Annotated in this window: 20 protein-coding genes; 13 read left to right on the top strand and 7 right to left on the bottom strand. The window is 56.0% G+C overall.

The annotated features are described in order from the left end of the window. Window positions 1-291: 291 nt before the first annotated feature. Window positions 292-2,817 carry a cation:proton antiporter gene (locus ALB80_RS07305; protein WP_050603401.1) on the top strand — a complete coding sequence of 842 codons (2,526 nt, stop codon included), beginning with the start codon at window positions 292-294 and terminating at the stop codon, window positions 2,815-2,817. Between the two features lie 200 nt (window positions 2,818-3,017). On the opposite strand, the gene ALB80_RS07300 is transcribed toward ALB80_RS07305, so the two are convergent. Then, entirely contained in the window at window positions 3,018-4,940 is a 1,923-nt protein-coding gene (locus tag ALB80_RS07300; protein ID WP_050603400.1) for a DUF3604 domain-containing protein, read from the bottom strand. Window positions 4,941-5,121: 181 nt separating this feature from the next. Continuing rightward, window positions 5,122-6,444 carry a tetratricopeptide repeat protein gene (locus ALB80_RS07295; RefSeq protein ID WP_050603399.1) on the bottom strand — a complete coding sequence of 441 codons (1,323 nt, stop codon included), beginning with the start codon at window positions 6,442-6,444 and terminating at the stop codon, window positions 5,122-5,124. 184 nt (window positions 6,445-6,628) lie between these two features. Between ALB80_RS07295 and ALB80_RS07290 the strand changes: the two genes are divergently transcribed. From ALB80_RS07290 to ALB80_RS07280, 3 genes are all read left to right on the top strand, one after another. Beyond that, window positions 6,629-6,844 (top strand): hypothetical protein, encoded by a 216-nt coding sequence (locus ALB80_RS07290; RefSeq protein WP_157054158.1) that lies wholly within the window; start codon window positions 6,629-6,631, stop codon window positions 6,842-6,844. A 103-nt stretch (window positions 6,845-6,947) separates the two neighbouring features. Beyond that, window positions 6,948-8,642: a sulfatase-like hydrolase/transferase gene (locus ALB80_RS07285; protein WP_050603397.1), complete on the top strand. Its 1,695-nt coding sequence runs from the start codon at window positions 6,948-6,950 to the stop codon at window positions 8,640-8,642. A gap of 80 nt (window positions 8,643-8,722) precedes the next feature. Next, window positions 8,723-9,538: a hypothetical protein gene (locus ALB80_RS07280; RefSeq protein WP_050603396.1), complete on the top strand. Its 816-nt coding sequence runs from the start codon at window positions 8,723-8,725 to the stop codon at window positions 9,536-9,538. Between the two features lie 213 nt (window positions 9,539-9,751). Here the strand turns inward: ALB80_RS07280 and ALB80_RS22145 are convergent, their stop codons facing one another. The 4 genes from ALB80_RS22145 to ALB80_RS07260 form a co-directional block, all read right to left on the bottom strand. Next, entirely contained in the window at window positions 9,752-10,174 is a 423-nt protein-coding gene (locus ALB80_RS22145; RefSeq protein ID WP_157054157.1) for an HlyU family transcriptional regulator, read from the bottom strand. Between the two features lie 205 nt (window positions 10,175-10,379). Continuing rightward, entirely contained in the window at window positions 10,380-11,648 is a 1,269-nt protein-coding gene (locus ALB80_RS07270; RefSeq protein ID WP_253276839.1) for an O-antigen ligase domain-containing protein, read from the bottom strand. 5 nt (window positions 11,649-11,653) lie between these two features. After that, on the bottom strand, window positions 11,654-13,135 hold the full coding sequence (locus ALB80_RS07265; protein WP_050603656.1) for a hypothetical protein: 1,482 nt from the start codon (window positions 13,133-13,135) through the stop codon (window positions 11,654-11,656). Between the two features lie 114 nt (window positions 13,136-13,249). Beyond that, entirely contained in the window at window positions 13,250-13,864 is a 615-nt protein-coding gene (locus tag ALB80_RS07260) for a response regulator transcription factor (RefSeq protein WP_050603394.1), read from the bottom strand. A gap of 252 nt (window positions 13,865-14,116) precedes the next feature. On the opposite strand from ALB80_RS07260, the gene ALB80_RS07255 reads away from it, so the two are divergent. The 4 genes from ALB80_RS07255 (at window position 14,117) to ALB80_RS07240 (ending at window position 19,583) form a co-directional block, all read left to right on the top strand. After that, complete coding sequence (locus ALB80_RS07255; protein WP_050603393.1) at window positions 14,117-15,490, top strand: WecB/TagA/CpsF family glycosyltransferase; 1,374 nt, start codon at window positions 14,117-14,119, stop codon at window positions 15,488-15,490. Window positions 15,491-15,510: 20 nt separating this feature from the next. Further along, window positions 15,511-16,392, top strand: a complete 882-nt coding sequence (locus ALB80_RS07250; RefSeq protein WP_050603392.1) for a UTP--glucose-1-phosphate uridylyltransferase — start codon at window positions 15,511-15,513, stop codon at window positions 16,390-16,392. A 101-nt stretch (window positions 16,393-16,493) separates the two neighbouring features. After that, complete coding sequence (locus ALB80_RS07245; protein WP_050603391.1) at window positions 16,494-17,000, top strand: molybdopterin-dependent oxidoreductase; 507 nt, start codon at window positions 16,494-16,496, stop codon at window positions 16,998-17,000. Between the two features lie 111 nt (window positions 17,001-17,111). Then, on the top strand, window positions 17,112-19,583 hold the full coding sequence (locus ALB80_RS07240; RefSeq protein WP_050603390.1) for a PAS domain-containing hybrid sensor histidine kinase/response regulator: 2,472 nt from the start codon (window positions 17,112-17,114) through the stop codon (window positions 19,581-19,583). Between the two features lies 1 nt (window position 19,584). Here the strand turns inward: ALB80_RS07240 and ALB80_RS07235 are convergent, their stop codons facing one another. After that, window positions 19,585-20,814: a polysaccharide biosynthesis/export family protein gene (locus ALB80_RS07235; protein WP_050603389.1), complete on the bottom strand. Its 1,230-nt coding sequence runs from the start codon at window positions 20,812-20,814 to the stop codon at window positions 19,585-19,587. A gap of 195 nt (window positions 20,815-21,009) precedes the next feature. Here ALB80_RS07235 and ALB80_RS07230 point away from each other — a divergent pair, with 195 nt between their 5' ends. The 5 genes from ALB80_RS07230 to ALB80_RS07205 all read left to right on the top strand — a co-directional run bounded on the left by ALB80_RS07230 (window position 21,010) and on the right by ALB80_RS07205 (window position 26,596). Then, window positions 21,010-22,248, top strand: coding sequence for an oligosaccharide flippase family protein (locus tag ALB80_RS07230; protein ID WP_050603388.1), 1,239 nt, complete (start codon window positions 21,010-21,012; stop codon window positions 22,246-22,248). Further along, a complete protein-coding gene (locus ALB80_RS07225; RefSeq protein WP_050603387.1) occupies window positions 22,245-23,159 on the top strand; it encodes a glycosyltransferase family 2 protein in 915 nt (304 codons plus the stop codon). The genes ALB80_RS07230 and ALB80_RS07225 overlap by 4 nt, the downstream gene beginning before the upstream one ends. A gap of 20 nt (window positions 23,160-23,179) precedes the next feature. Continuing rightward, a complete protein-coding gene (locus ALB80_RS07220) occupies window positions 23,180-24,166 on the top strand; it encodes a glycosyltransferase family 2 protein (RefSeq protein WP_050603386.1) in 987 nt (328 codons plus the stop codon). A 13-nt stretch (window positions 24,167-24,179) separates the two neighbouring features. Further along, a complete protein-coding gene (locus ALB80_RS07215) occupies window positions 24,180-25,091 on the top strand; it encodes a glycosyltransferase family 4 protein (RefSeq protein ID WP_050603385.1) in 912 nt (303 codons plus the stop codon). 512 nt (window positions 25,092-25,603) lie between these two features. Further along, complete coding sequence (locus ALB80_RS07205) at window positions 25,604-26,596, top strand: DMT family transporter (protein ID WP_253276832.1); 993 nt, start codon at window positions 25,604-25,606, stop codon at window positions 26,594-26,596. The last annotated feature ends 156 nt before the right edge of the window (window positions 26,597-26,752 follow it).

Below are 26,752 nucleotides of genomic sequence, written 5' to 3'. Positions count from 1 at the left end.
AGTAGACGTTCACGCAAGTTGCAGCGAAAGACCGCACCGAGCCCAAATTGACCGTTGCTGCGCGCAGCTCCAATGAAAGCAATGCGCAGGAAGCGGACTTTGCAAAGCGGGGTGGTCGACATGTTCCAGCAGTTCACTTACGGAGCTAGTGTCAAAGAGCGGTCCGCCATTGCAAACACGCCTTGCAAGTGCGCAATCTGGATGTTTGTGAGCCAACACGTTGATCCCACAAAGCAGATCCTGTTTTAGGGGCGAATTCCCTTAGTTCGAGTTCTCAGATAATACGTACTGATGGATATTGTCGTCATCACGACCATCATCACTTCTTTTTTTGTTGTAATCGGCGTGGCAGAACCATTGGCTGCACGTATGCGCCTGCCTTACAGCGTTATCCTAGCGGTCCTAGGGATAGTGATCGGACTTGGCGCAACGTTCTTTCTCAACACTGACTTGACGGATGCACTGAACCCGGGAGCGCAGGCGATAATTGATTTGCCGATCCGGTCAGACGTCTTCCTCTATGTTTTCCTGCCGACGTTGCTCTTCCAGGCGACACTCGGCATGAACCTGCGCAGGATGCTGGATGACTGGATGCCCATCCTGATGATGGCCGTTGTGGCGGTGATTGTGGCGACACTTTCCATAGGCTATGCGCTCAGTTGGGTAAGTGCGCTACCGCTGGTCGCCTGCCTGTTGATTGGCGCTATCGTATCGACAACTGATCCTTCGGCGGTTGTCAGCATTTTTAGGTCAATATCCGCACCACGCAGGTTGTCGCGAATAATCGAGGGTGAAAGCCTCCTGAACGATGCTGCCGCGATTGCTCTTTTCGGGCTATTCATGAGCTTTGTGATGCTCGGCAGACCTGATCCATCACTAAGTGAAGCCGTGGGGCAGTTTCCGCTGTTGATCGCCGGTGGCGCACTCACCGGTTGGCTTATGGCGCGTATGGCGGTTTGGATGATGGCTTTCGTAGACCGTTGGGAGAAGGCGCAGATTTCAATTTCTGTCGCGATGCCGTACCTCGCCTATATCGTTGCGGAACAAAGCGTCGGGGCTTCTGGTGTTATCGCAGTGGTGGTCACAGGACTAACGCTCAACCTCACCGGCCCCGGTCGTTTGTCACCGATCGCTTGGACAAATCTGCAAGAAGTATGGGATCTCCTGGCACATTGGGCCGGAGCGCTGATCTTTATTCTTGCAGCATTGTTGATCCCGAGACTGTTGGAAGGAGTTCAACCGTCTGACTTTGGCCTGTTGGCAGTAGTGGTTCTTGCCGCAACACTGGCGCGGGCAGCGGTTCTTTTCGGTTTGTTGCCATTGCTAACGACAATCGGTCTTTCGCCAGCTGTGGAACGCCCCTATCGCACCGCAATGCTTTGGGGTGGGCTGCGGGGCGCCGTGACTTTGGCGTTGGCACTGGCGGTCACCGAAAGCACTCATGTACCGCTCGAAACCAAGCGTCTGGTCGGCATTTTGGCCACTGGCTTTACGCTGTTTACACTGATTGTCCAAGGAACAACCTTGCGAACGGTGATCACAAAGCTAGGGCTCGACAAACTTACTCCGCTTGATACGGCGTTGTCGCGCCAGGTGGTCGCGGTCGCCTTGCAATCGGTCCGCGAGGATGTGTCCCGCACCGCAGAAAACTACAACCTGACCCACCAAATTGTAAGAAACGAAGCCAAACAATTTAGCGAACGTCTCGACGAGGCTGTAAAGGCCGCCGAAGACAGCGCAGAGATCCTTGATCGTGACCGGATTACACTTGGCCTTATTGCGTTGGCCGGTGCAGAGCGGGATTCTGTTTTGGCCCGAATGCGAGAGCGCACCATGTCATCTGTTCTCAGCGAAAAAATTCTGTCAGACGCGGATCGGCTCATTGAAGGCGCAAGGACCGGTGGGCGGATCGGCTATCAGCGCGCGTCCAATCGATCCGTCGTCTATGGAAAATCTTTTCGGATCGCCGTGTTCCTGCAAAACCGCCTACGAATCTCGTTTCCGCTCACTCGTATAACAGCGGACCGGTTCGAAAGGCTGCTCATGCAACGTCTGATCCTTCGGGATCTCGATGGGTTTGTCCGTGGTCGCATACGCCGGATACACGGTCGCCGGGTTGCGGAGTTGCTAGACGACCTGTTGGAGCGCCGATCCGAGGCGGTTGAGACAGCGCTTGAAGGATTGCGGCTCCAATATCCAGGCTATGCGGAAAAGCTGGAGCGGCGGTTCATCCGAAGGACAGCATTGCGACTGGAGGAGCGAGAATACGCCGTCATGCGAGAGGATGGCCTGGTAGGCGAAGAGCTATATTCAGTGTTGATACAGGAAGTGGCGGCACGACGTGCTTTATCTGAAGGGCGTCCGGTACTGGACATCGCCCTAAAGGGGCGGGATCTGGTCAGGCAATTTCCACTATTCTCTGATCTCGACAAAGCTTCACTGCGAAAACTCAGTAGAGCGCTGCGTACCCGCTACGCCAACGCGGGCGACACGATCCTTTCCAAAGATGAATTGACTCGGGGTGTGTTTTTCATCGCTTCTGGGGCAGTCGAAGTGGAATTCGGCAGACACACCACACGGTTAGGTCGTGGCGAAATGTTTGGGCAATTGGCCATGCTAATGAAACGGCCCCGTCGTGTGAACGTGCGGGTGTTGGCACCCTCGACATTGCTTGAGCTAGACGAAGCGCGATTCCGGCGACTACTTCGGCGAAGCGAAGCCATGCGGAACTCCGTCAAGATGAGCGCCAGCAAACGCATGATCGACCCTGCGGGGTTGGACCTGGAAGAGCATGAAGGTTCTGCTGATCAAGGATAGTTGTAAAGAAAGCTCATCAATTGGAACGGAACCGCTACAACTGTTTTTTCATTTCGCGGAAGCGCGATGTCCGCTTTGAGCCGGGCGCGGGCACTGTCTTGCGCTGAGTGGACGGCGGCTTTGTCCGCTCAGCGGTCATTCAGACGGAACGCAGCGAACGGCTGCTCTGAGACCATACCGGATCGACACTGTTAATCGAACTACCGTTGTGGCGAATACCAAATCGGCGAAGTGTAGGCGCGTTCCTGCGTTGTTAATTGGACGCCACCCGGCATGTCTATTCCGAACTTCACTGCATCATACGCCGTCCAGCGAGGGGTCGGAATTTCTATAACTCGGGCATAATAAAATGCGCTTTCCGAGGGATCGAAATCTGGGTCTTCCCACACGGTTCCCAACTCAGAGGCTCCGATTGTGTTGGTCCACGAGGGGATAGAAAGGTCCACTGTGGTGCCTACTGACGGCAACTTACCAGCGGCATCTGGTTCGCGAGAACCAGACCAGGCCACGTCGTAGACTTTTTCCCGTTGCTCTCCATCTGCATCTAACCAGCCCTTTATGATCTGGATTCGATCCAGGTTTGCTCCCATCGGATCACGAAGCGCATATACCAGAAAGGAAGGTGCGCTTTCACCAGGGTCAAGCTCGCCACCCATCGGCACACCTTTGATGTATCCCACAAGCGCCAAGTCGCGCCGTAAGGCATCTTCTTCGGTAAAAGAAAATCCTCCGAACATACGGACGCGCATTCTGGGCCCTGTTGTTGCGTAGGTCTCACGCCGATGCATCGCATCCCAAATGGCTTCTCGGGAATTCTCCTGCGCCCATACTGCGGTCAGACCGCCAGTAATGTATTGCGACGAAAGCAGCGCAACAGTCCCGTCAGCATAGGTCTTACTGACATGTTGGCTGCGCTCTTCGCTGGGCTCGTAACCAGTGAACTTCCCGAAGAAATTGTCGTTATCTGGAGCCGTTAAACCTGTGTGTGTGTCACTGGCCCCACCCAGGCCAAACTTGAAAGGGTTTACTCCCAAAGCCTTTTCCAAAGATAAGCCTCGAAGTAACCCGGATCGAGCGTATTCACCGGACAACATTTCTGGCTCTTTCGGAACCGAAGCATCCAGATTGCCGTAATCCCATGTTTCGAAGTCAGCAAATTCATCGTCAGGTGATAGGAACGGGTGGGCCTCACCATCTCCCTTAATCTGAGTTGGTTCGTACAGTCTTTCCCATTTGTTTCGCGCTTCTGCGTATGCGGGATCTAACGGCACCCCATCCGCGAAGCTATCGACTAACGGGAACATCCAACCGTTAGACAAGTTCCCATTATGTGGAATAGCAAAAACACGCCCGCCTGTCGTTTGCTCATAGTTCTCCAACCACTTCCAAAGATCACGCGGGTTAGGTGAGCCCACAGGTGCCGTTGTTGTATAAGGCAGTATCTGTCTTGTGAGCTCAGGGCCGTCGCGAAAGATCACATTTCGGTGCAAATTGTTCCCTGCAACAAGAGATGTCCATTCATAGGCGATAAAGGTGCTGAACACGCCTGGATCATTGAACTCTTCCGCGGCATCGATAATTTCGTCCCAAACACGGGCATACGCGGGGTTGCCCGGTTGATAGTTCAGCGCAGGTGATACCTGTCCTTGGGCAAAAGCCGCTGTAAGCTCGAGCGCAGCCGCTAGAGCGGCTTCTCCACCCTTGTTGAATTCTTCATGGAAATATCTGCCTTGCTCATCTGCCAAGATGTTGGGAGCACCTCCGATGATGTCGGTGATAGCACCCATCGCATCCGAATGATCTGTAATCATGAAGAAATCGAGAGGCATCGACAACTTTACAGGTTGTCCCGTGTTCGACACAACTTCTTCGCCACGCGCAAACCGATAGGCATCACGCGGCATGAGGCGCGTACCGCCTCCACCAGCATCCCCGGAAAGACCAGTATGAACGTGAGTGTCACCAAAATAGACGTGAGTTGGATATGCGCGTTTGGCGTAAGGTGAATAAGGTCGACCGGAAGGACCGGAAAGGCCTGACGGATTTATTGCATCCTGAGCTAAGACTGGGCTCCCCAGAATGAGAGCTGCTGGCAAAACATAGCGAAACAATTTTTCCTCCATAATTGAAGGCACGATAGCATAACTCTGCTCCGGAAGTTATTTCGACTGAGTTCGAAGGATTGCCAAGTCCGCGTGGCAGACGCTCACGATAATAATGCGAATGACCGCGTCGAGCCCAAAGCGGCCATTTGTCCAACCCTTACTTTCTACTCCGCGGCTACGGCTTCTCTGAGCCTAAAGCTCACCTTTGAGGTATGGTACTTAAGTGATCAGCTAGGGCGCGAACCTGCTCTGGACTCACATAAAGGCGATCCAAAAGAGCAATAGTGTCAATTGTTGGCCAGTTTTGCTTCAAGTCTGCCTCCAAGGCCAAGGCCTCTGCTTGATTTCCGAGTGCCGCATTCGCTGCTGCGAGGTAGACCAAAGTGGGAGCCGAAATCGGGTCTCCGGCGCGGGTGGCGGCATTGAGAGCGTCGATGGCTTGCTCGTATTTTCCCGCGTGAAAGCTAGCAGCGCCATAGATACTCTTGTTTGCAAATCGTCCTAAGCCCGATGTCCGCGGACGGTCGCTCGTCGACGCGGCGAGTGCTGCGTCAAAGTCGCCAGTCGCCAGCATGACCATTGCATAGAAGTCTAGAACGTTGCCGTCCTTAGGGGCGAGATCCAAGGCAATGTCTGCGTGCTCCACGGCTCGCTTTGTATCACCTTCGGCAAGGTCAACCCAGGACAGTGCCGATTGCGTCCATGAGTTGGCAGGTGATAGAAGTTCGGCTTGGTTGGCCAAATGGCGTGCTTCCTTTAGCAGAGCAGAACGCTCAGGACCGTCTGGCGCAAAAATCGCAAAAGCAGCCAAACACTGGGATGCTCCTGCATATCCGCCAAAGTAGGATTCGTCCTTCTCGATTGCATGACGGAACATAGCCAAAGCTAGTTCCAGCTGTGCCCGCTCAATCATGGGAAAAATCAAATTTCGCGCCTGATCTGAGAGCGTCACAGCTTGAAGGCTAGACGGCGACTTCGCCAGATGTGCGCGCCTTTCTGCCTCTAGCGTGGGATCATTTGAGGTCTCGAATTGTCCGGACACGTCGGTCGTGTTTTCTCCGGTAGAACTGATCGTGATCCCCAAGCCCAAGCCGACACTAAGCGCCGCGAAGATGCTTACGCCAATCTGAAATGGCCTGCTCTTCCATCTGCTATGGAGTTCTAAATCTGTCGCAACGTCCTCAGTTTGGGCGTCCGAAGAATACTTGAGTTCGAAACGAGGTACATACCCGCCGGGATCGATATGAATATGGATAGGGTCGTCTCGTCCCGGGCCGGCAAAATACTGTGCAAGCCGGCGCCTGAGACGCCCAGCGTCAACCCGAACGATGTTATGGCTGTCACCATTTTGATCCGGAGATCTGTCGTAGACATCCTCGGCGATTGTTTTGGCGAGTGGCTTTCGTGTGGGATCAAGAAGGTTTTGTTCTACGATGTAGTCCAGCAATTCAGAGAGCCGACTCGCGCCTGTGAAAAGCTCACTGGACTTCACACGATTGAGCTCTTCACGAACTTCTTCCAACTCCAGATGCCCCGACCAATGCGGGTGCTTTTTGCCTGTAGTTTCCCTGGGACCCATGCCAGCAGACTACTGATAAACGGTCAAATTGAAAGGATTTTCACCCCTTTCTCACCGTGTGAAACTTCCACTGGTTTCAGCGATAGTTAGTGTGATCCTAGCGGGAGCTATTGGGTTCGATAAGCACATGCGGGAATTCGAGAGGCATTTTGGTGGACTTGCAGAAAAGATTCAGGAGCGCCGAAAAACGGACGCTGAGCTTGACGAGATTTGCAACGATTTCGAACTTTTGATGACGAGCCAGCAATGCGAATTCGCTCCAGAGGATGCTTGGAACGATGCCTTCAAGAGTAGCCTTGCAGGGTTGAAGAAGGAAATTTTGGCAAAGCTCAAACCCGACTGAGCAAAGCGGGTCAATTGGAACAACAAAAAGAGAGTTTGGAGCGCTTGGGTGATTTTCATGCACCACGAACACCGTTTCACAATACAAAAAATGAGGAACCAAAATGCGAAGTCTATGTCAATTCCTAGCACCGATTTGCGGGATCGCTCTTGTCCTGTCGCCAACCATAGCTCGGGCTCAAGACGCACCGATTGTTCGCGACGCCGAGTATAGAATACTGGAACGACAGCACGGGGAACGCTGGACGGTCGAAGACAAGGGCATCGACGTCAAGTTGGCCGAATTCCGAGAAAAGAACGGCGGCAACCCCCCCAACATACTTTACATACTGCTGGATGACATCGGGTTTGGCGAAGTCGGAATGCCGGATCTGGACGTGGTACGTGGATACTCGACGCCAAACATTACGGACTTCGCCGAACAGGGTATGTCCATGATGCGGATGTATACCGAACCATCCTGCACACCAACGCGGGTTGCCATGCTTACCGGTCGCCACCCAGTCCGTACCGGTTTTGATGAAGCAAAAGCAGTGCCCGAAGGCGAAGGCCTGGCGGATCGCGAAGTGACCCTTGCCGAAGTGCTGAGCGAAAACGGCTACGCAACAGCCCATATAGGTAAGTGGCACATGGGTGACATCGAACAGAGCTACGCAATCAACCAGGGTTTCGATTATGCCGAACACCCGATCCACCAGCAGGCGCAACTCGCCTTGATGAGCTCGACGGCCCTGAACGAGGGGCATGTTGACGGTGTCGATTTACGGCTTCGCACCACCGAACTGATGCTGGATGACACATTCCGCATCGACCCATACGCAATGGTTTACGGAACCGCCGGTGAAAAAGGTGGGACGATCAGAGAAGTCCATATGGAGTCGGGGCAGAAGTTCTCGCAGGACGATTATGTTGCCATGGGACAGCGCTACAAGCGAAGCACCCTGGAGCAGCTGGAAAAGCTTGCAGCAGGCGATAAGCCGTTCTTTTTGCAATACTGGCCGTTGTTTCCGATCAGCTTCACGAGGACGGACATCGAACAGGCACAAACCCTGAATGGTGGGCCTATCCCAGAGGCAATTGTTAAGGTTGATGGCTATATCGGTGAAATCCTGGACCGAGTCGAAGAACTGGGGATCGCGGACAGCACGATCATTGTGATCATGGGCGACAACGGCCCATTCATGGAATTCGTCGACAAAAGTGGCCAGTCCGACCGGATCTATCGCGGCGGCAAGACAGAACACTTGGAAGGTGGTGTTCGCGTCAATGCCTATGTCCGCTGGCCTGGGATGATAGAGGAAGGGTCTCGGGTAAAAGACATCACCCATGTCTCGGATTTGTTCAGCACCTTTGCGCGACTGGGCGACGGTGAGGCGAGTATCCCGCGCGACCGGATCATCGACGGTGTCGATCAGACCGCTCTGTGGCTTCTTGGGGAAACGCATGGGCGTCGAGATTATGTATTTGTCTACGAAGGGTTTGTGCTGAGATCTCTGGTCAAGCAGCAATACAAGATGCATTTGCCACCTCCTGGCGGAAACCCCATCCTTGCTGCCATGTACGACCTATACAAGAACCCGCGTGAGGATCGCCCGCAGGATTCCATTCGTATTGGAGTAGGTTTCGGCGCCAATTTCAGTCTGATGGCCCAACGCCATCTTGCCATGAAAGAGCTTTATCCTGACATGCCTCCAGGGCATGGGCCACTATATGGCGGAATTGAAAACCTTCGACCTGAAACAAAGGAACTCGTGGACAACATCCTATTTGCTCAAGGTCTCACTAGAAAGTCGGATTAAACGGCCCCCGATCAAGTGTCCTGACCGGCACAGTCCGGTCAGGTTTATTTAGAACTTGCGCGATTGAAGGACCGAACGCGATGAAACTTGCTTTCTTTTTCTCACCGAAAACTCTGGCTCTTATCACTGCTGCTTTCGGCATAATGTTACCCTCGGTCACAAAGGCCGAACCCGTGGCCCTCTCATTTTCTGAAGACTGGCGACATGGCGTGACTGTCTACGGTTTTCTACCACAATCGCTGACGGGGACGTCGACTATTGCTAATACCAGCGTTGATCTTGATTTGGATTTTCAAGACGCGCTGGAACTCTTGGACTTCGGTATCTCGGCACAATACGAAGGTTGGACGGGGAACTGGGGCTTCATAGTCGACGCAAACTACGCAAAGCTAGGGGCCGATCAATCCATCCCACTTCCGGCCGGGAACATTGACGTTGACCTCAATGTTAAGCAATCGTGGATCGGATTTTTGGGCGGTTACAAAGTTGCAAATGGGGTTTATGGCAAGAACGATCACCGGTATTCCGTAGATCTGCAAGCTGGGCTTCGCTACAACGAGCTGAAGCAGGAGGCTGACGTTTCCACTATGGGGCCTAGCGTTACCCTTGGCGGGACTGAAACGTGGACCGAGGTGGTTGTTGGCGCTCGTGGCGCGTGGGAGCTCTCGGACCGTTGGTTCTTGGTTGCTGCGGCTGACGCAGGCCTTGGTGGCGAAAATGTCAACTCCCACTGGCGTGTTTCGCTGGGCCTCGCCTATCAAGCTTGGGAAAATACCTCTATTCGTTTCGGATGGCGGCACTACGAAATCGACTATGGGACTGAACGGTCCGATGGGACATTCGCCTATGACGTCATGCAAACAGGACCACTGGTTGGTGTAACATTCTCTTTCTGACTACGAGCGTGTCGTAGAGGAAAAACAAAGTCCTGGTGATTGTCATTCGCGGTCTTCGTTCCTTGGAAACGCCGAACTTGCGTTCAGTGGCTGCTTGGTCCGCATAGCGGTCGCTCATGCCAAGTGCAGCGAATGACCGCAATGAGCCCACCTTGATCAATGCTGCACGGTGCCCCAATGACCGAAATGCGGACAAACCTGCCGTCCAGTGTTTTACGCGAACGTCCGCTTTCCGCGCTTTCTGCGCTTTGCGGCAGCCGCTAACAAACCAACAGGGCGGATAAACTGTTGCACGAAGTCTCCTTTGCCCAACAAATGGTTGACCAATGATAACCTAAGCCGTCCGTTCAATCTTGAATGTAGAAGCATGCCCAGCGGGCGCGCAAGGTGCCGCTCATATAGTGTCCCCGATCGTAGATCGAGCTTCAAGCTACCGGCTTGCCGAGACAAAAACGCTTTCGCGCTGATCAAAGTATGGGTCTTTCGATCTCCGTCGATGGTCTTCTCTATACGGGCCAACAAACGGTATTTGCTGCCTTCGGCCATAAGGTCGGGGAAGATCTCGAACCCTTTGAAAGAGAGTGGGTCCGGCTTGGACTTCTCAATGCCGCCGAAGAGTTTTGAGTAGAGGGACATCGGGCGGCTCCTTTCAGCCGGCTCTAGTCAGCGACTAGCGCCGCTGAATGCCGTGGTGAAGAGCGTTTCACGGTCAATTCGTTGCTTGCCCGATGTGAAAGTACTCACTTTACATGGTCAAAATGTCCCTAGCAGCAGTGAAGGACCCGACCCAAAAGAGTGACGTCTGACACTACGCTGGTGCCGCAACAATCCTAGCGGCGCATCAGCTTCCCAGACACACTGATTTGACCTCTCGCAAATGCAATCCGAGCATCAGTAGGGTCGGCCAGAGTAGATAGGTTTGGATTTCAACGTTCTCTCCAAAGGTCAGCAGGAGAACTGTGAGCAACAGCCCGAGCGGCAGCCTCCCGCGTTCTGACTTTATGGCGTCCAGCGTGACGATTGCTAAATGAACGAGGAAAGGAACGAGAAACGCGGCAAATCCGGTCAGCCCTTTCACGAATAGCAACCCGTACCAGGTGTGATGGCTGCCGATAGGCATGTACTCAACAAGATGCGCTCCGGGTCTGACTGTGCCGTGCCCGAAAACCATCGCATCCGATTGCCAGCGCTCATACGCAATACGCTGCAGAGTTTCGCGTACGCGGGTACTGTCGGCGCGCGCGGATTTGAAGCTGTAAAGGGCTCGGTTGCCGAACTCGACAAAGACTGCGCCCCGAACGGCTACGGCGGTGGTGACTGCAGACAAAAGAATCCACCCCAAGCTGCGGGCTACAAGTGGCAACAGGCGGGGTGACAGCGAGCAGATCACCAATCCAACCATGCCCATTCGGGACTTGGACATCAAGATCATCAGAACTCCGGCAGCCAAGCCGATGACCTTCCAGCTGCGGTGCTTTTCTTCTAGGGCAAATAGGACCATGCAGACGCCCAACAAGGCTGCGAATGGCGACCAGGGCGCAAAGAACTGCCACCGCGGCGTGCCGCTGGCGGGGTCGATTGTATACAGGTAGACCGAGAAATATTCAGGTCCCGGGCCGCCCACTGCTTTAAGGGGAGATGTAAACAGCAGATGCGGCAGACCGGCATAGGGGGCGGCAATGAGCAACGGCAGAAGGCACAAGGTCCAAAGGCCCACCACGCATTGCCCTCTGACCAAAACCTCGCGCCGTATTGGCAAAACCGCCCCTGCTAGGATAAACAACGGGATCAGCGCCCAACCCTTTGCCCATCCGATACCCGATTTGATCGTTTTGGTGGTGCCGAGGTTCCAATCCGCGTGGCCTGCCCAAAGTGAGACCAGCATCACCAGCATGCCAACGCTCCAGATCCAGACCAGAGCAGGTACAGGGCCCGTTGCACGCATATCCAAACGGATCGCCGGGCCGAGATAAAGTGACACCCCGGCTATCGCAGCCAACATCCAACCTAGCACCGGACCGACAACATACAGCGCGCCAAGCCCGTAGAACGGCCATGTCCAGATCAGCGTACACCAGACGATCTTTTCGGCTGGCGTTTGAGGGGCCACACGCGTCAAACTGCGGCCTCTTTCTGGTCTTTCAGCAGCTTTGAGATCAGCGGGTTTCGGATCCATGCCAGAACCAAACCCATCAGCAGCATAAGGCTTGCAGCGATCCCGGCGGCAATCGAGATCTTCTTGTTCGGCGAAGACGGGCGAGTCGGCAGAGACGGGTTCTCCAGCACTTGGATCAAGGGATAGGAGGCATAGACATCGGTCTTTTTCGACTCGGACCGCGCGATGGCAGAGGCGAACACGGCTTCTGCCACGGCGAAATCTCTCTGCCGGTCCTCCAATTCAGCGGCGATGGGGGCGAGGTCTGACAGGCGCAGGGTTTCCAGACGAACTTGTGCGCGCTGTGTCGCGACATGCTCTTCCAATCCGGCGCGCAAGGCATCTTCGCGCACCAATTCGCTGAGTAACTGCGCCCGTTGCCCTTCCGGCGCGCGATCCAGTCCACCGAGCTGCTCGACCTCAAGACCAGTCACCTGCGTCGCGCGTTTTAAAGCAACCGATCGCGCCCCTTCATATTCGTTTTGGGCATTCACATAGATTGGGTGGCGCGCTCCGTAGGTCGCATCGGCTTGTGCTAGCTTTGCAGCCCCAACCGACACGTCCTTAAGCAACGATAGGTACTGAGCATCGGCATAGAGCTTCAGCGTTGCCGCCGCTCCATCAGAGGGCAGATCCAACGCGACCTGAAGTGCGGCGACACGTTCCGTTTGGCGTGCCAACTCACTCTCCTGCGTACGCAATTCTTGTTTTGCACGGTCATTTGCGGCGACCTGTTCTTGGTATTGCGCGACCGAAATCAACCCGCTTTCTGACTGCAGCTCCTTGATTTCGGCCCGCGTGGCCTGAATTGCGCGGGTGTAGTCCTCGATCGCGCCCGTATTACTGGCCTCGCGCGTGGCAATTTCATCGGCCCGCAGGGCGTCAATCTCAGCGAAAAAAGCGGCCACCAAGGCGTCACCATATTGCTGAGCGTCTGCCGGAGAGGCAGCTTGAAGCTCGATATGTATCAGGCTGGTTTGATCGACCAGTTGCACCCGCGGCTTTCCAAACGCGTCCCGGTCAGCCTCTACCGCCTTGGATGCCGCGTCGAGTATACGGTCGGCCGACAACAAACGTTTATACGTCTCGGTCGGGCTGATTGACCCGTTGGCAAAGGCGGAATTCGCGTATGAGGATGCCTGACCGATATTGGCCAGATTGACCGATGCCGAAGCGCCAGATCCTGGCAGTATCAATGATGCGTGAGAGGTGTATTTGACAGGCGCGGTTGCCAAATATCCGCTGATCGGGGCCCAGATGCAGCTCGCTCCCAGAAGGTACAGCGCCACATACCGGGGCAGGCGGCCTACATCGCTAAGGCGCCCGCCCTTTACGATGCGGCGCCACCCGAGTGTTCTGAAATTGGATCGGGAAATGTGCGCCCACCACAGAAATTGCGTGTCACGCGTGGATGCAGAGGAATTCGAAATCTGTTGCGGCATGGAAAAACCCTTTCTTTCAAGGGTGATATACCGCATCTGGTCGCTGATCATTCGCTCAGCAGGTTAGGCTGAATGGGGATTGGGAGGACGCCCTATCCCTTTGGATAGTCACGCTTAGAACAATCCAGCCTCGCGCGCAGCCAAGGCGGCTTGTGTTCGATTGCTGACACCGACTTTGCGATAGAGCGTCTTCATATGCAGTTTGATCGTCGGCTCGGACAGGTCCAGATCACGGGCGATTTCCTTGTTGGATTTGCCCTCGGTAAGCCCTTTCAGAACCTGCCGCTCACGCTCAGTCAGTTTTTGAGCCATGGGGTGGGAATCTTCGGGTTGCTCTGCGTTCATAAAGCCCGCAGGAAGATATTGCTCCCCCATCGCCATAAAGCGGATCGCGTTGACCAGGGATTTTGCCGGTAAAGTCTTTGGGACGAAACCGGCGGCCCCAAGTTCTAGCGCTCGTTGCGCCAGATCGCGCGAGGTGTCGCCGGTAAACAGGGCCACGTTCTGGGCGCCGTCCAAAGCGATGCAGGTTTCAAGCCCGCTCAACCCGTTCATGCCGGGCATGTTCAAGTCCAGCAGGACCAGATCAAAGGCACCGTCGTTTTCAATCAGAGATTTTGCGGCGGGGAAATCCGGCGCGGTCTCCACCTCGATCCCGCCTGCGGCATCTATGAAGGCAACGAGCGTGTCCAAAATAAGCTCGTGGTCGTCAGCAATAAGAACTTTCATTTCAAATCTCCGTCTGCCCCCAACCACACCCAATCGCATTAATAAATCATTGAACGCATGGCATGAAGCCTGCCTTAAGGACAGGTGAATATCCGATCGGATAGGTAATCGGGCCGTTTCCGCCACGCTATGTGCTGCTGGGTCGTTTGAATAGACCTATTCTCCGATCTCTCTCCGGATGCTCTCCTATTGGTTGCAGGATCACATTGGCAGTCTGTGGCCACAGATTGTCATCGTTGATCGGAGAGTTTCATGCAGTTCCTGTCAGACCAAGATATGTATAAAGGCGCGCAGCCAACATCCATACCAACCTTGGAAAAGACCGATATTTTGGGTTTGTCAGTTGTGAATGCATATTCCGGACAGGTGATATTAAAACTGCTGGATGGGGCACGCAGGACGGTGTTTTTCCTGAATGCACATTGCGCAAACATGCGGGCTCGCAACCATACCTATCGAGCGGCATTGGCGCGGGCAGATATGATCCTACCTGACGGAATTGGGGTAGAGGTAGCGGCAAAGTTGCAAGGCGTCCAGTTGGCCGAGAACCTGAACGGCACCGACTTTGTTCCCAAACTGCTGAAACGCGCTGCGCGTCTTGGCCAGTCGGTCTACCTGTTGGGGGGACGTCCCGGAACAGCACAGGCAGCGGCGGCCCGGTTGCAGCACATGATCCCCGATTTGGTCGTGGCTGGTACGCGCGATGGCTACGCGGGGGCCGCGCGGGTTGATGAGGCGATCGACGATATCAACCAGTCCGGCGCGGACATTCTGTTGGTTGCAATGGGCGTCCCACTGCAGGAGCTGTGGATCACGCAAAACCGCCACCGGCTTGACCCTCGCATCGCGCTTGGCGTAGGGGCTTTGTTCGACTTTCTGGCAGGCAAGGTGCGCCGGGCACCGGGCATCTTTCGGCGTTCTCGGATGGAATGGGCATGGCGGCTGGCGATGGAGCCCCGCCGCATGGCCCGCAGATATCTAATAGGCAATTTCGAATTCCTCAGGCGTGCCACGCACTATTCTGTTCCCAAGGTCTCAGCATGTCGCTTGCTGGACCTCACTTTGGCGGCGGTCGTGCTGTCTCTTCTGGCCCTGCCCATGGCCGCAATCGCCGCATTGGTGCGATTGGACAGTTGCGGCCCCGCCTTTTTTCGGCAGACACGTATTGGTCGAAACGGCGTTCCCTTTACCATCTACAAATTTCGCTCGATGTCGCAAGACGCCGAAACGCGTCGTGCGGAACTGCTGACCCAGTCGGATCGTGAGGGCGTGTGTTTCAAAGCCAAAAACGACCCACGCATCACCCGTGTAGGGAAGGTTCTGCGACGGTTCTCGTTGGATGAACTGCCGCAGGTCTTCAACGTGCTGAAAGGGGATATGTCGCTGGTCGGCCCGCGCCCGGCCTTGCCTGAAGAAGTGGCCGCATATCCAGAACAAGCGCTGGAGCGCCTACAGGTGCTTCCCGGTATCACTGGCCTTTGGCAGGTTTCGGGCCGAGCCAGCATCGGCTTTGACCGCATGATCGAGCTGGATACGGCCTATGTCCGCTCCCGCTCGCCCCTTCTGAACCTCATCCTTATCGCAATGACCGCACGTTCCGTCGTGTCGGGCAGAGGCGCTTACTGATCAAACCTAGGAGCATTGAAATGACACGTATTCGTAAAGCTGTTTTTCCGGTCGCGGGTCTGGGCACAAGGTTTCTGCCTGCAACCAAATCGGTGACCAAGGAAATGTTGCCGCTGATCGACCGCCCCTTGATCCAATATGCGGTGGACGAGGCCCGCGCCGCCGGGATTGACGAGTTCATCTTCATCACATCAACCGGCCAATCCGCGCTTGAGGCGTATTTTGGGCGTAACTCGGGGTTGGAGCGCAAACTGAAAGATGGCGGCAAAACCACCCTGCTGAACCGCTTGCGTCGCACGAACCTTGAGGATGAGACATACAGCTTTATCCAGCAAAATAGCCCTCGCGGTCTGGGCCATGCAGTATCACTAACTCGTGACTTAGTCGGTGATGAACCCTTTGCAGTGATCCTGCCGGATGATGTGATCCACGCGAAGCGCGCGGTCCTGGCGCAAATGGCGCAAAGCTTCGAAGGCAGCCACATGATCGCGACCGAAGCCGTTCATTCCGACCGGATCAGTGCCTATGGCGTGGTCGATATCGAGCATAGGGCAGGGCGGGTACAGCACCTGCGCGGTTTGGTCGAAAAGCCTTCTGTCGATCAGGCTCCGTCAGAGTTCGGCATTGTAGGGCGGTATTTGCTACACCCTTCTATCTTCGATCAACTGGAAGGTTTGGCACCCGGCGCGGGCAATGAAATCCAACTGACCGATGCGATTGCGGCGGATATTGAAGGGCCCGGATGCCACGGGTTCGCCTTTCAGGGAGAACGCTTCGATTGCGGGTCGGTCGCTGGGTATCTTGAGGCAACCACCGTCTTTGCATTGGAACGTGCCGAGCTGCGTGACGGGTTCAAAACCATGTTGCGTCAGCGCATGAATCTGCTGTCTACCGCCGCATGAGACCGAAGCACCTATCCGTTCGGATAGGTGCATATCCTCATGCCCATCTGTCGCTCCGGACCTCTTTCTGGTTTCTTAAGGTCACAGAAGTGGAGACCAAGATGCGTCTGTTTTTTGCTATTCTCACAGCGGCGTTCACCATTTGCCTGACGCCTGCGCAAGCCGAAGACTTGGGAACTCCGACAGGAGAAGTCGTCCTGACCGTTTCGGGCAACATCGCACAGACTGGCTCCGACGGGACGGCGCAGTTCGATATGGAAATGTTGCATGCGCTACCGCGGCGCAGCTTTGAAACCTCGACGATCTGGACTGAAGGCGAGACCAGCTTTGTCGGCGTTCCCCTCTCTGTGTTGCTGGAACAGATCGGAGCAGAGGGTGCTACGATCCGGGCAACGGCGATCAACGACTACGCGGTTGAGATACCTTCGGGCTCAATTTCGGCGCAGGACCCGATTGTCGCCTATGAGATGGACGGCGCGGCGATGTCCCGGCGGCAGAAAGGTCCGCTATGGATCGTATATCCCTATGACAGTGATACCAAGTACCAGACCGAGGTGATTTACTCTCGCAGCATTTGGCAACTCGACAGGTTGGAAATCGTTAAATAGCGTGGGGTTACAATACAGTATAAAGTGGGTGATACGGGTTAAACTTTGACAAGAAATTTCCAACACCACTCGCGGCGCCGGTGGGCTTTCGGGCTCCTCGGTATCGCTGTTTTGGTTGCCCTTGCTTTGGTCGTGTTGCTTTCCGTCAAGGTGATATCCGACCTGCGCGACCGGCAGTCAGCCCGAACAGATAACGTGCAATGGACGCTGACGCAGGTCGAGGTCGAGTTCCTTTTCTACCTCAACGCGCTTGAGGCGGGTGTATCGGACGCAGAGCCAAGCACAGAAAACCTGGACCTTGTCCGGCGCCGTTTCGATCTTTTTTACAGCCGTATCGATATTCTAGACTCCTCGCGTCTATTTGAAACGCTGCGAAGTGACCCGAAATTCGCTGAACCTCTGAACGACGTTTCCGCATATCTGGAGGTCTCGGTGCCTACAATCGATGCTGAGGATCCTAGGTTGAAGGCGGGGCTGCCGGTTCTCTATGACGGCGCGCAGGGGATCGCTCAAAAAGTGCGAGAGCTTTCGGTCTCGGCGATCTCGTACTTTGCAAGCCAGTCGGATCAGCGCCGTGAAGAAACCGCGCTCAGCCTGTTTCAACTGGCCGTTTTGTCCGGGGGATTGTTTCTGACGCTAACCGCGGTCAGCGCCTATCTCTTGGTGGTCAATCGCAAGGCAGATCGACGCGGTGGGGCAATCCAGCAGGCCAACCAGCGCATGAATACGATCCTTTCTACCTCATTGGATGCCGTGATCGTGGTGAGCGCCGCCGGCGAAGTGCTGGAGTTCAACCCAGCTGCACAGGCGATTTTCGGGTATTCCGAAGATGAGGCCAAAGGGCATTCGATCGGCGACTTGATTGTGCCTGCGCATCTACGCGCGGCGCATGATGCAGGCATGGAGCGGATGCAGAGCGGGGGCGACCGCCACGTGGTTGGCAAGGGTCGCGTTCAGCTTGAGGCGTTGCGCAAGAATGGCGATGTCTTTCCCGTCGAACTCGCTTTGCAATCCGCTCAGGCCGGGGACGAGGAAATTGTTATCGGTTTCGTCCGCGATATCTCGCAAAGCGTTGCGGATCAGAAAGAGCTTGTCTCGGCCCGCGACCGTGCCCTTGCCGGGGAAAAGGTCAAGTCGGATTTTCTGACTGTTATGAGTCATGAGATCAGAACCCCGTTGAACGGATTGCTGGGCAACCTCACCCTTCTCAAGAATACACGCACGACCAAACAGCAGTCTCAGTTTGTCCGCAACATGGAGATCTCGGGCCAGGTTCTGCAAAATCATGTGGATGCGGTGCTGGATATTGCTCGGTTCGAGGCCGGCAAGCTGTCTGTCGCGCTCGAGCCAACCGACCTGAACGCGATGCTACAGGACCTTGTGGATGGTCAAAGCGGCAATGCGGCCTCACGCGGCAATTCAATCTCGTGGCAATGGGTGGGCGGAGCCTATCCGCATGTCGCGACTGACGCGCAAAGGTTGCGGCAAATTCTGCTGAATCTTGTGGGTAATGCGATCAAGTTTACCGAAAATGGCCGTGTGTCGATCGAGGTCGAAAGATGTGAACCTTCCGGTCAGGGTAAGGCACATGTCTACAAAGTGCGTGTGATCGACAGCGGGGCTGGCATCGCCGAGGATGAGATCGACGCCATTTTTGATGACTTCTACACCAGCGATCCCTCTATCGGTCGCACGGTCGGAGGGACCGGGCTTGGCCTGGGAATTGCCCGCAGGTTCGCGCAGGCCATGGGTGGTGAGGTGGGGGCGGAAAGCACATTGGGCGAAGGAAGTGTTTTTTGGCTGCGGATACCGTTACAGCCGTCAGCGCGCGACCAACTGCTAGAAGCTGCTCAGATCAATACCGAGACCGCTATCCCGCTGAACTTGTTGGTGGTCGAAGACAACGAGATCAACCTCGAGGTCATCTGCAACATGCTGGCGCTGGACGGTCACCGTGTAACCACGGCGGAGAACGGGCAGGTTGGCGTCGACAAGGCCAGCAGTCAGAGGTTCGATGCGATCCTGATGGATATCAGCATGCCAGTGATGGATGGGCCAACCGCTGCGCGCCATATTCGTAGCGGTCGGGGGCAGTCGACCGATGTGCCGATTATCGCTGTTTCGGCCAATGTCCTGCCAGATGCGGTTGAGACCTTTCGCGCCGCCGGTATGACGGCTTTCATTTGCAAACCGATCTCGCTGAATGCCCTGCGCAGGGCGCTTTCGGTGGTCACGCGCACCGACGGGCAGATTTCGGAGCATGTGCAGCCGGATCCGTTAGCGGAGTTGAAAGACAGCCTCGGCCCTGAAGTCTTTGCCCGCCTGCATGCCAAGTTCATTGCCGAAGGGGATGAATTGGTTGAACAGCTAGAAACCGGGGCATTTGACCAGACAGAATTAAATCAAATCGCTCAGGTCTGTCACAAACTGGCTGGGAGTGCAGCAACCTTCGGCGTGGAAGAGTTTCGAGAGGCGTTAGTTGCGGTAGAGACTGCAGCCAAAGAACACAGAGACATCACTGACAAACTCGCTGCAGTCTCCACTGCTTGGGAGCGGGCGAAATCATCGCCCGCTAGGGATTGACTTAGGGCGCCAGCAGCGCCGCTGCGCCGACGATGCCAACCGCGCGGGCGACCTCGGTCAGGCCGGTCACCTTACTGTCGTAGCATGAAATCGCATCTCCTGGCAGAACATAGGGGTCATAGTCATCGCGATCCCCACGTCGCAGCAGCTTTTCGATATTGCGTTCAATGACGATCGAGTTCCCGGTCATCGGGTTGCGGGTGAACAGGACCGCGCTGCGATTGGCATTGGTGGTCTTGGCCCCACCGACGCAATTGGTATCGACTACGGCCTGCAGGTAGCGCGTGCCATAGGGTACCTCACGCACGTCTCGTCCAATGGCCGACTCTGCGTTGCCGGTGGCAGGTTGCGTGAGGTTGGACATATAAAGTGTTACGCCGGGCGGGCTGATCGGGCTGGGACGCATCAAATCATCCTGGAAACACCCTCGGCTGTTGACCACGATCTGATCCCCGGTCAGCAGCATGATGTCGGTCGGATCCGAGCCTTCGAACACCCCGCGCAGGTCCATCCGGTAGATCGTGCCCTGCCGGTGCAGCTCAACTGCTGACAGATCCGCATCCGGGCGCACACCTCCGGACGCGCGAATGGCGACCGAGAGGTTGCGCGCCTCGGTCGAGGCACCCAGCACGCCCTGACGCCCTCGATCCAGCGCGTCGCCGGGGATGCCTCCGATCTCGACCGAATGGGGTTCAAACACCGCGCCTTTCACGCCAACAGTGACCGAGGCGAAATCGCTGATGCGCGCCGTGACGCGCGGGGTACTGTCGTAGAACTGTGCGGCTACCAGAACCCGGGCCACGTCCCGCTCGACCTGCTCGGTCGTTCTGCCCTGCGCGCGCACCGGCGGCAGGTAGGGCAGCTTCAGGTCGCCATCGCGGGACACAACATAGGTGTCGCTGAGTAGCTCATCCCGGTCGATGGTGATCTGCACCATGTCATTGCGCGAAAGCTTCTCGCCCAGCAGAGGGCTAAGCGCGGGTTTAGACCATTTGGCAAAGGCGTTTGTGCCCTGATCCCCGGTCTGAGGCAAACAGGCGCGCCCGTTCAAATGTTCCGCTTGCAGCAAGGGCGCATTTGCCCGGTGCCGCGATGGGGCACGGTACTGCGCCTGATAGCTTTCGCCTTTTGCGACGGGTTCGATGTTGCGCGGGGTCTTCATGCTGCTGCAACCCGACAAAGCAATCACGCTGACGGCCCCTAAAACCAAAACTTTGAAATGTCGTGTCATTTTGAACTCTCCTGAACTGCATCCAAAGCTACAGCAGTGTCTTGATGTGCGTCAGACCGGCATCGGGATTGCCGTTTATCCTATTCGGATAGGTCGCTCGCCCGATGGTTCGTCTGGCTGTCCGCCCGCGTCTGGGACAGGGATGTCGCTGCCAATTAGAACTGATCCCAACACTGTTTTTGGACATTTGGCGACATGACTCAGCGATTTGCACATTCCGGTTTCCTGCGGCACCTGCTGGCCTATGCGGCGTCCGAAGTGGCGGCAAAAGCCTCACGTCTTGCGGTGGTCGTGGTTGTGGCCCGCACCCTCAGCCCTGAGGGTATAGGGCTGGCTGCTGCTGCCCTCGCGTCAGGGGATATCCTAAAGGCGCTGACTGAGAACGGCGTGGGGCAGAGGATCATCCAAGCCCCGCAGTCCGAGCTGGAACAGCGCTGCAACACCGCGCATCGTATCTTCTGGGTCTGGTGCGGGGCGTTGTTTTTGCTGCAGGTGACCATCGCCATTGCCCTCTATGCGATAGGGCACCAGACCCTGGCGCTGCTGCTCGCTGTTCTGGCCGGAGAATACCTGTTCATGCCCGCCGGTCTGGTGCAGGCCGCGCTTGCGATGCGTGAGGGCAAGCTACAAAAGACAGCCGCCGTTGCCGGAGGGCAGGTGGTTGTCGCAAATGCTATGGCCGCGCTACTGGCGCTGCTCTGGGCCTCGCCGCTGGCTTTGGTGCTGCCCCGATTGCTGGCCGCTCCGATCTGGCTGGTCCTGATGCGCCGTCTACGCCCCTGGGCATCAAACGCGAAGTGCGGGTTTGCCGCCCTTCGCCCCTTTGTTGGCTTCGGCTGGGCCGTCCTGGGGGTTGAGGTTGTCAAAGTTCTGCGTTTGCAGGCCGACAAGCTTGTCGTCGGCGCGATGCTGGGGGCCGAGAGCCTTGGCATCTACTTCATGGCTTTCAACGCTGGGCTCGGCTTGGCGACATCGTTCACGCAGGCCTTTTCAGTCGTTCTTTTTCCACATCTTTGCGCAGCCCCGGACAAGACCAAGGCGTTGCGTCATGGGCTCGGCACGTCCCTCCTGGTGCTGTCCCCGCTGGTTTTGCTGCAAGCCGCCCTTGCACCGGTCTATGTGCCGCTGCTGCTGGGTGCTGAGTGGCAGCAAATTTCACCGGTGGTCTCGGTCTTGTGCCTTGCCGCATTGCCCTGCGTCATCTGGTCCGCCGTGGCCGGCTGGCTGCGGTTCGAGAACCGCGCGATCACCGAGCTAAGGGTCAGCACGGCCCTTGCATTCGCATTGATCCTCAACACCGCGATCATGGCACCGTTCGGGCTAATGCCAGTGGCGATGGGATACCTGATGACCAGTGCTGCCCTCATGTTGACCGCCTCTTGGGTGCTGCTGCCTAGGGATCACAAGACAACAGAGAGGTTCGGCTTCCAATGACCCGATTTACCATCATCGTGCCGTTTCACACCGATGCGGACACAATTGCTGACACGCTGACCAGCATTCGCGCGCAAAGCTTCACGGAATGGGAGGCGATCTGCGTCGGCGACCGTCCCTCGAAGGCGTGCCTGTTCATCGTGCTGGATCACATTGCGCAAGACCCCCGTATCCGGGTCGCAAGCAGCCCCTTCGATGGCCCAAGTGCCGCCCGCAACTATGGGGCCGAACTGGCCAAGGGAGACATGCTGGCGTTCTGTGATGCAGACGATCTGTGGCACAAGGACAAGCTGGCGCAGCTGAACGAAGCCTTCCAATCCTCTTCGACGGATGCGGTTTTTGGGCAGATCGGGTTCTTCGCCGATCAACTCGGAGATTCTCAGACATGCTCGACCGTTCCTAGCGCACCACTGACCATTCAGGACCTGATGGCTGAGAATCCCGTCTGCACCATGTCGAATCTTTCGATCCGTCGCGAGGTCTTTAACGCCATTGGCGGGTTGGACACGAGAACGGTGCATAACGAAGACTTGGAGCTGTTAATCCGCCTCGCAGGCAAGGGGTTTACTATCAAAGGGGTCAATCAGTTCCAGGTCTGGTATCGCACCAGCGTCGGGGGCTTGTCCTCGGACCTGAACGCAATGCGCGTTGGGCGGGCCTATGCGGTGAAAACGGCTGCGTCTTTTGGCGTGTTCCCGTTGCGGTCGTCCGAGGCCGTCTATTTGCGCTATCTTGCCCGACGGGCGCTGCGGTTGGGCCATCAGGGTCAGGCCCTGTCTTACACATGCAAAGGCTTGAGCTTGCATGCGCGCAGTTTCCTGCTGCCCCTGCGCCGAGGACTGCCTACCGCCGCAGGGGCCGCGCTGGCCCCGATCCTCCCGCAAGCGATCAAACGCGCGTTGTTTTCTTAAGAATTCTGAAGGAGATCACCATGCCCACAGCATCCATCGTCGTACCCGCCTACAATGCCGAAGCAACCTTGGTCGAAACGCTCGCCTCACTGCAGGCGCAAACCTATGACGATTTCGAAATCATCATCGTCGACGATGGATCGCAGGACGCGACCTCTGAGATTGCCCGCGCGCACCAAGGCGACCCGCGCGTACGACTTGTCGGGCAAGCCAATCGTGGGCTGGCGGGGGCCAGAAATACTGGCATCGCTGCCGCGCGGGGTACTTTCATCGGCTTTTGCGACGCCGACGATCTGTGGATGCCCGAGAAGCTGGCGGCTCATATTCACCATCTCAAGGCCGAACCGGATGTGGGAGTTAGTTTCTCCGGCAGTGCCTTGATCGACGAGGAGGGGTTCATGATGGGGATCAAACAGGCGCCCCGCCTGAAGGATGTGACCTCAGCCCATGTTCTGAACCGCAATCCAATCGGCAATGGATCGGCGGCCGTTATTCGAAAGGCGGTACTGGAGGCTCTGGCCTACCGCCCGAGTTTTGAGGTCGAGCGGGATTGGGTCTTCGATGAGACGTTCAGGCAGTCCGAAGATATAGAATGCTGGATGCGGCTGATGTTGACGACCGATTGGCAGATCGAAGGCGTTCCGGGGCTGTTAACCTATTACCGGATCAATGCAGGCGGGCTGTCAGCGGCTTTGGACCGCCAGTTGGAGGCGTGGGAGCGGTTGGTCGCGAAGTTGCGCCCGATTAACCCTGAGTTCTTTGCCCAGCACGAAAACTCAGCGCGGGCCTATCAGTTACGTTATCTGGCACGGCGGGCCATAACCAACCTCGAGCGGGACACAGCTTGGGAGTTGTTTGCGCGAAGCGTCCAGGAAAGCCTCCGACCGGTGCTTGAGGAACCTGTGAAGTCGTTCAGCACCTTCGCCGCGGCCCTTGTGTTGAAAACGATTGGACCCGGCCCGATCACCCGGCTGAGGCAAATGAAATTCAAACTGCAATCGATTTGAGAGAGGCATCATCATGGATCAGAAAAAGGTCCTCCATCTGGTGGACGACACGACAGCGGGCGGCGTGATGCGGATGCTCGACCATCTTTTGGCGCAGTCAGATCTGTCCGGCGCGGTCGAGCAAAAGGTGTTGAAGGTCAAACGGACCGCGTTTTCTTGGGGCAAACTGAATGCGGATGTCATCGTGTCCCACGTCGCACCAAGCTGGAGAAGCCTGCCCGCGTTCTCGGCCCTTCGCGCAATGCATGTTAATACTCGACTGGTCCATGTCGAACACAGTTACACCCGGGCATTCACCACCCTGAATGCCCCTCGCAAACGTCGGTTTTTTGCGATGCTACGGGTGATCTATTCCTTCTTCGATCAGTTGGTGGCGGTCAGCCATGCGCAGGCGGACTGGATGAAAGAACGACGCTTAGTTGCTTCAGAAAAACTGGCCGTCATTCCTCCGACCGTAGATCTTGCGCAGTTGTCACGAAAGACGATGCCTCCCAAGTCAAAGACCACAATTGGCGCCATCGGGCGGCTCGAACGGCAGAAAGGCTTCGACATCCTGATCCAAGGCTTTCGGTCAACCCGAACGCCGGGCGCGCGCTTGTTGATCTTTGGCGAAGGCAGTCAACGTTCATACCTTGAGGCGTTAGCAGAGGGTGACCCACGCATCGAATTTCGGGGTCACGCCAAAGATCCAGCAGAGGCTTATCAAGCAGTCGATATCATTGCGATTCCATCGCGTTGGGAGGCTTACGGACTTGTGCTAGACGAAGCGCTTGCCGCGAAGCGCAATGTGATCGCCAGTAAAGTTGATGGGTTACGTGACCGTGAAGGAGATACGAGAGTTTCATTCTGCAACCTTGACCCTTATGATTGGCGACATGCGATCAATAATTTTCTGCTTTCCGACACTATTGAGAAAAGCAGCTGAATCAAAATCTGACATTAGATTTTTTGCGTTTTTGCCGAGCCATTCGCTGCAAAATCAATTGTGATTTCAAAGAAATTGCCCAAGGTCAGCTTCGCGTTTTGTGCGCGAGCCTACTTAGCGCAATACATCTTGGTGTCCGCTTTGGACTGAGAGCGGTCATTGCCTTGTGCTAAGTGGACGGTGGCTCTGTCCGCAACTCGGACGCCCGAAGCGCACGCAGCGAACGTCCGTTTTCGGAAAAGGCCAAGTTCAACGCGTTCAATGTCCGTTTTCGGGAAAACGCGCTGCATTGCCGCGAAGTTCTCCGCGACGTGACGCGAGTTCGATCGCGAAGTTCGCCGCATCTGCATCAGGCTGCTAAGTCCGCATTGTAGACATTGGTCCAGATTAGTGGAACGGCGGATTCTGTGCCGAAGCGGTAAAGCCGAGACCGTTTTCTGCGGGCCTCCCCGGAACTCTATTTCACGTTATTTGTTCGCCGGAACGCAGCTACAGTCACAATAAAGATCGACGTGTCGTTGTCGCAAATGATGCAGAACGTACGCGCTGACACAACTAGGCTGGCTCTGGGTTTGGAGTTTATTGCAATTACGACTACTGACAACATACCGAGCTCTTTAGGCGCCCATCAACACGGTGTTCTGTTTGTTTTTGCCGCTGGCGTTCTTTGGTCAACGGTGGGTCTCGGCATTCGCCTGATAGAAGAGGCCGGCGTCTGGCAAATCCTGCTCTACCGCTCGATGGCGATGTCGCTGTTCCTCTATGTCGTTATTTGCTTTCGGTCTGGTGAAAACCCGTTCGTTCAGCTTCGTCGAACCGGCTTGCCCGCTGTTGTCGCTGCCTTGTCTTTGCTGGCTGCTTATTCTGGCGCGATTTACGCAATACAGAATACATCTGTTGCCAACGCGATGTTGCTCTTTGCTACAGCACCGTTTTTGACGGCTGTTCTAGCATGGATTGTCCTTCGAGAGCCTGTACGCAGAGCGACTTGGATTGCAATCGTGATCGCACTGGTTGGAATTGCGATCATGGTTGTCGATAAATCAGGAAACGTTGTTCTGAAAGGCAGCCTAGCCGCACTTGGGTCCGCGTTCGGTTTCGCTGTCTTTACAGTTGCGCTGCGCTGGGGTCGAACGTCAGAGATGCTGCCGTCCGTGTTTCTGTCTGGGCTCTTCGGAGTCATTATCACCCTTGCGATCTGCCAGCTTCAAGGTCTTTCGCTGATCACAAGCCTGAATGACGGCAGCGTAGCCTTTGCCATGGGGATCTTTCAGGTCGGGGCCGGTTTGATCCTCTACACCATTGGATCGAGAAGTCTGCCAGCGGCAGAACTCACTCTCCTATCGTTGGCTGAAGTACTACTGGGCCCGCTTTGGGTTTGGCTTTTCTTAGGAGAAACCGCGACGACCAACACGCTGATCGGAGGCGCGGTCCTGCTTGCCGCGATTGTCGGAAACGCAATGTCTGGACAACGCCGCAAGCCTCCTCCAATCACAGGTCCATAACTGAAGTTCGGTCCAAATTCGGGTGATTTGAGCACAACGACGAATGGCAGTTTCGTCCGCTCAGCGGCCACAGCCCGAATTTTTCAAATGTCTTCGGTTTACAATAGCTGCGATTGAGGTTGGGGCGTTTTAAAAGGTCCTGACCCTAGGCTCAGG

The sequence above is a fragment of the Ruegeria sp. 6PALISEP08 genome (assembly GCF_001238295.1).
Lineage (GTDB): Bacteria > Pseudomonadota > Alphaproteobacteria > Rhodobacterales > Rhodobacteraceae > Ruegeria.
This window is presented reverse-complemented; position numbering and strand designations above follow the sequence as displayed.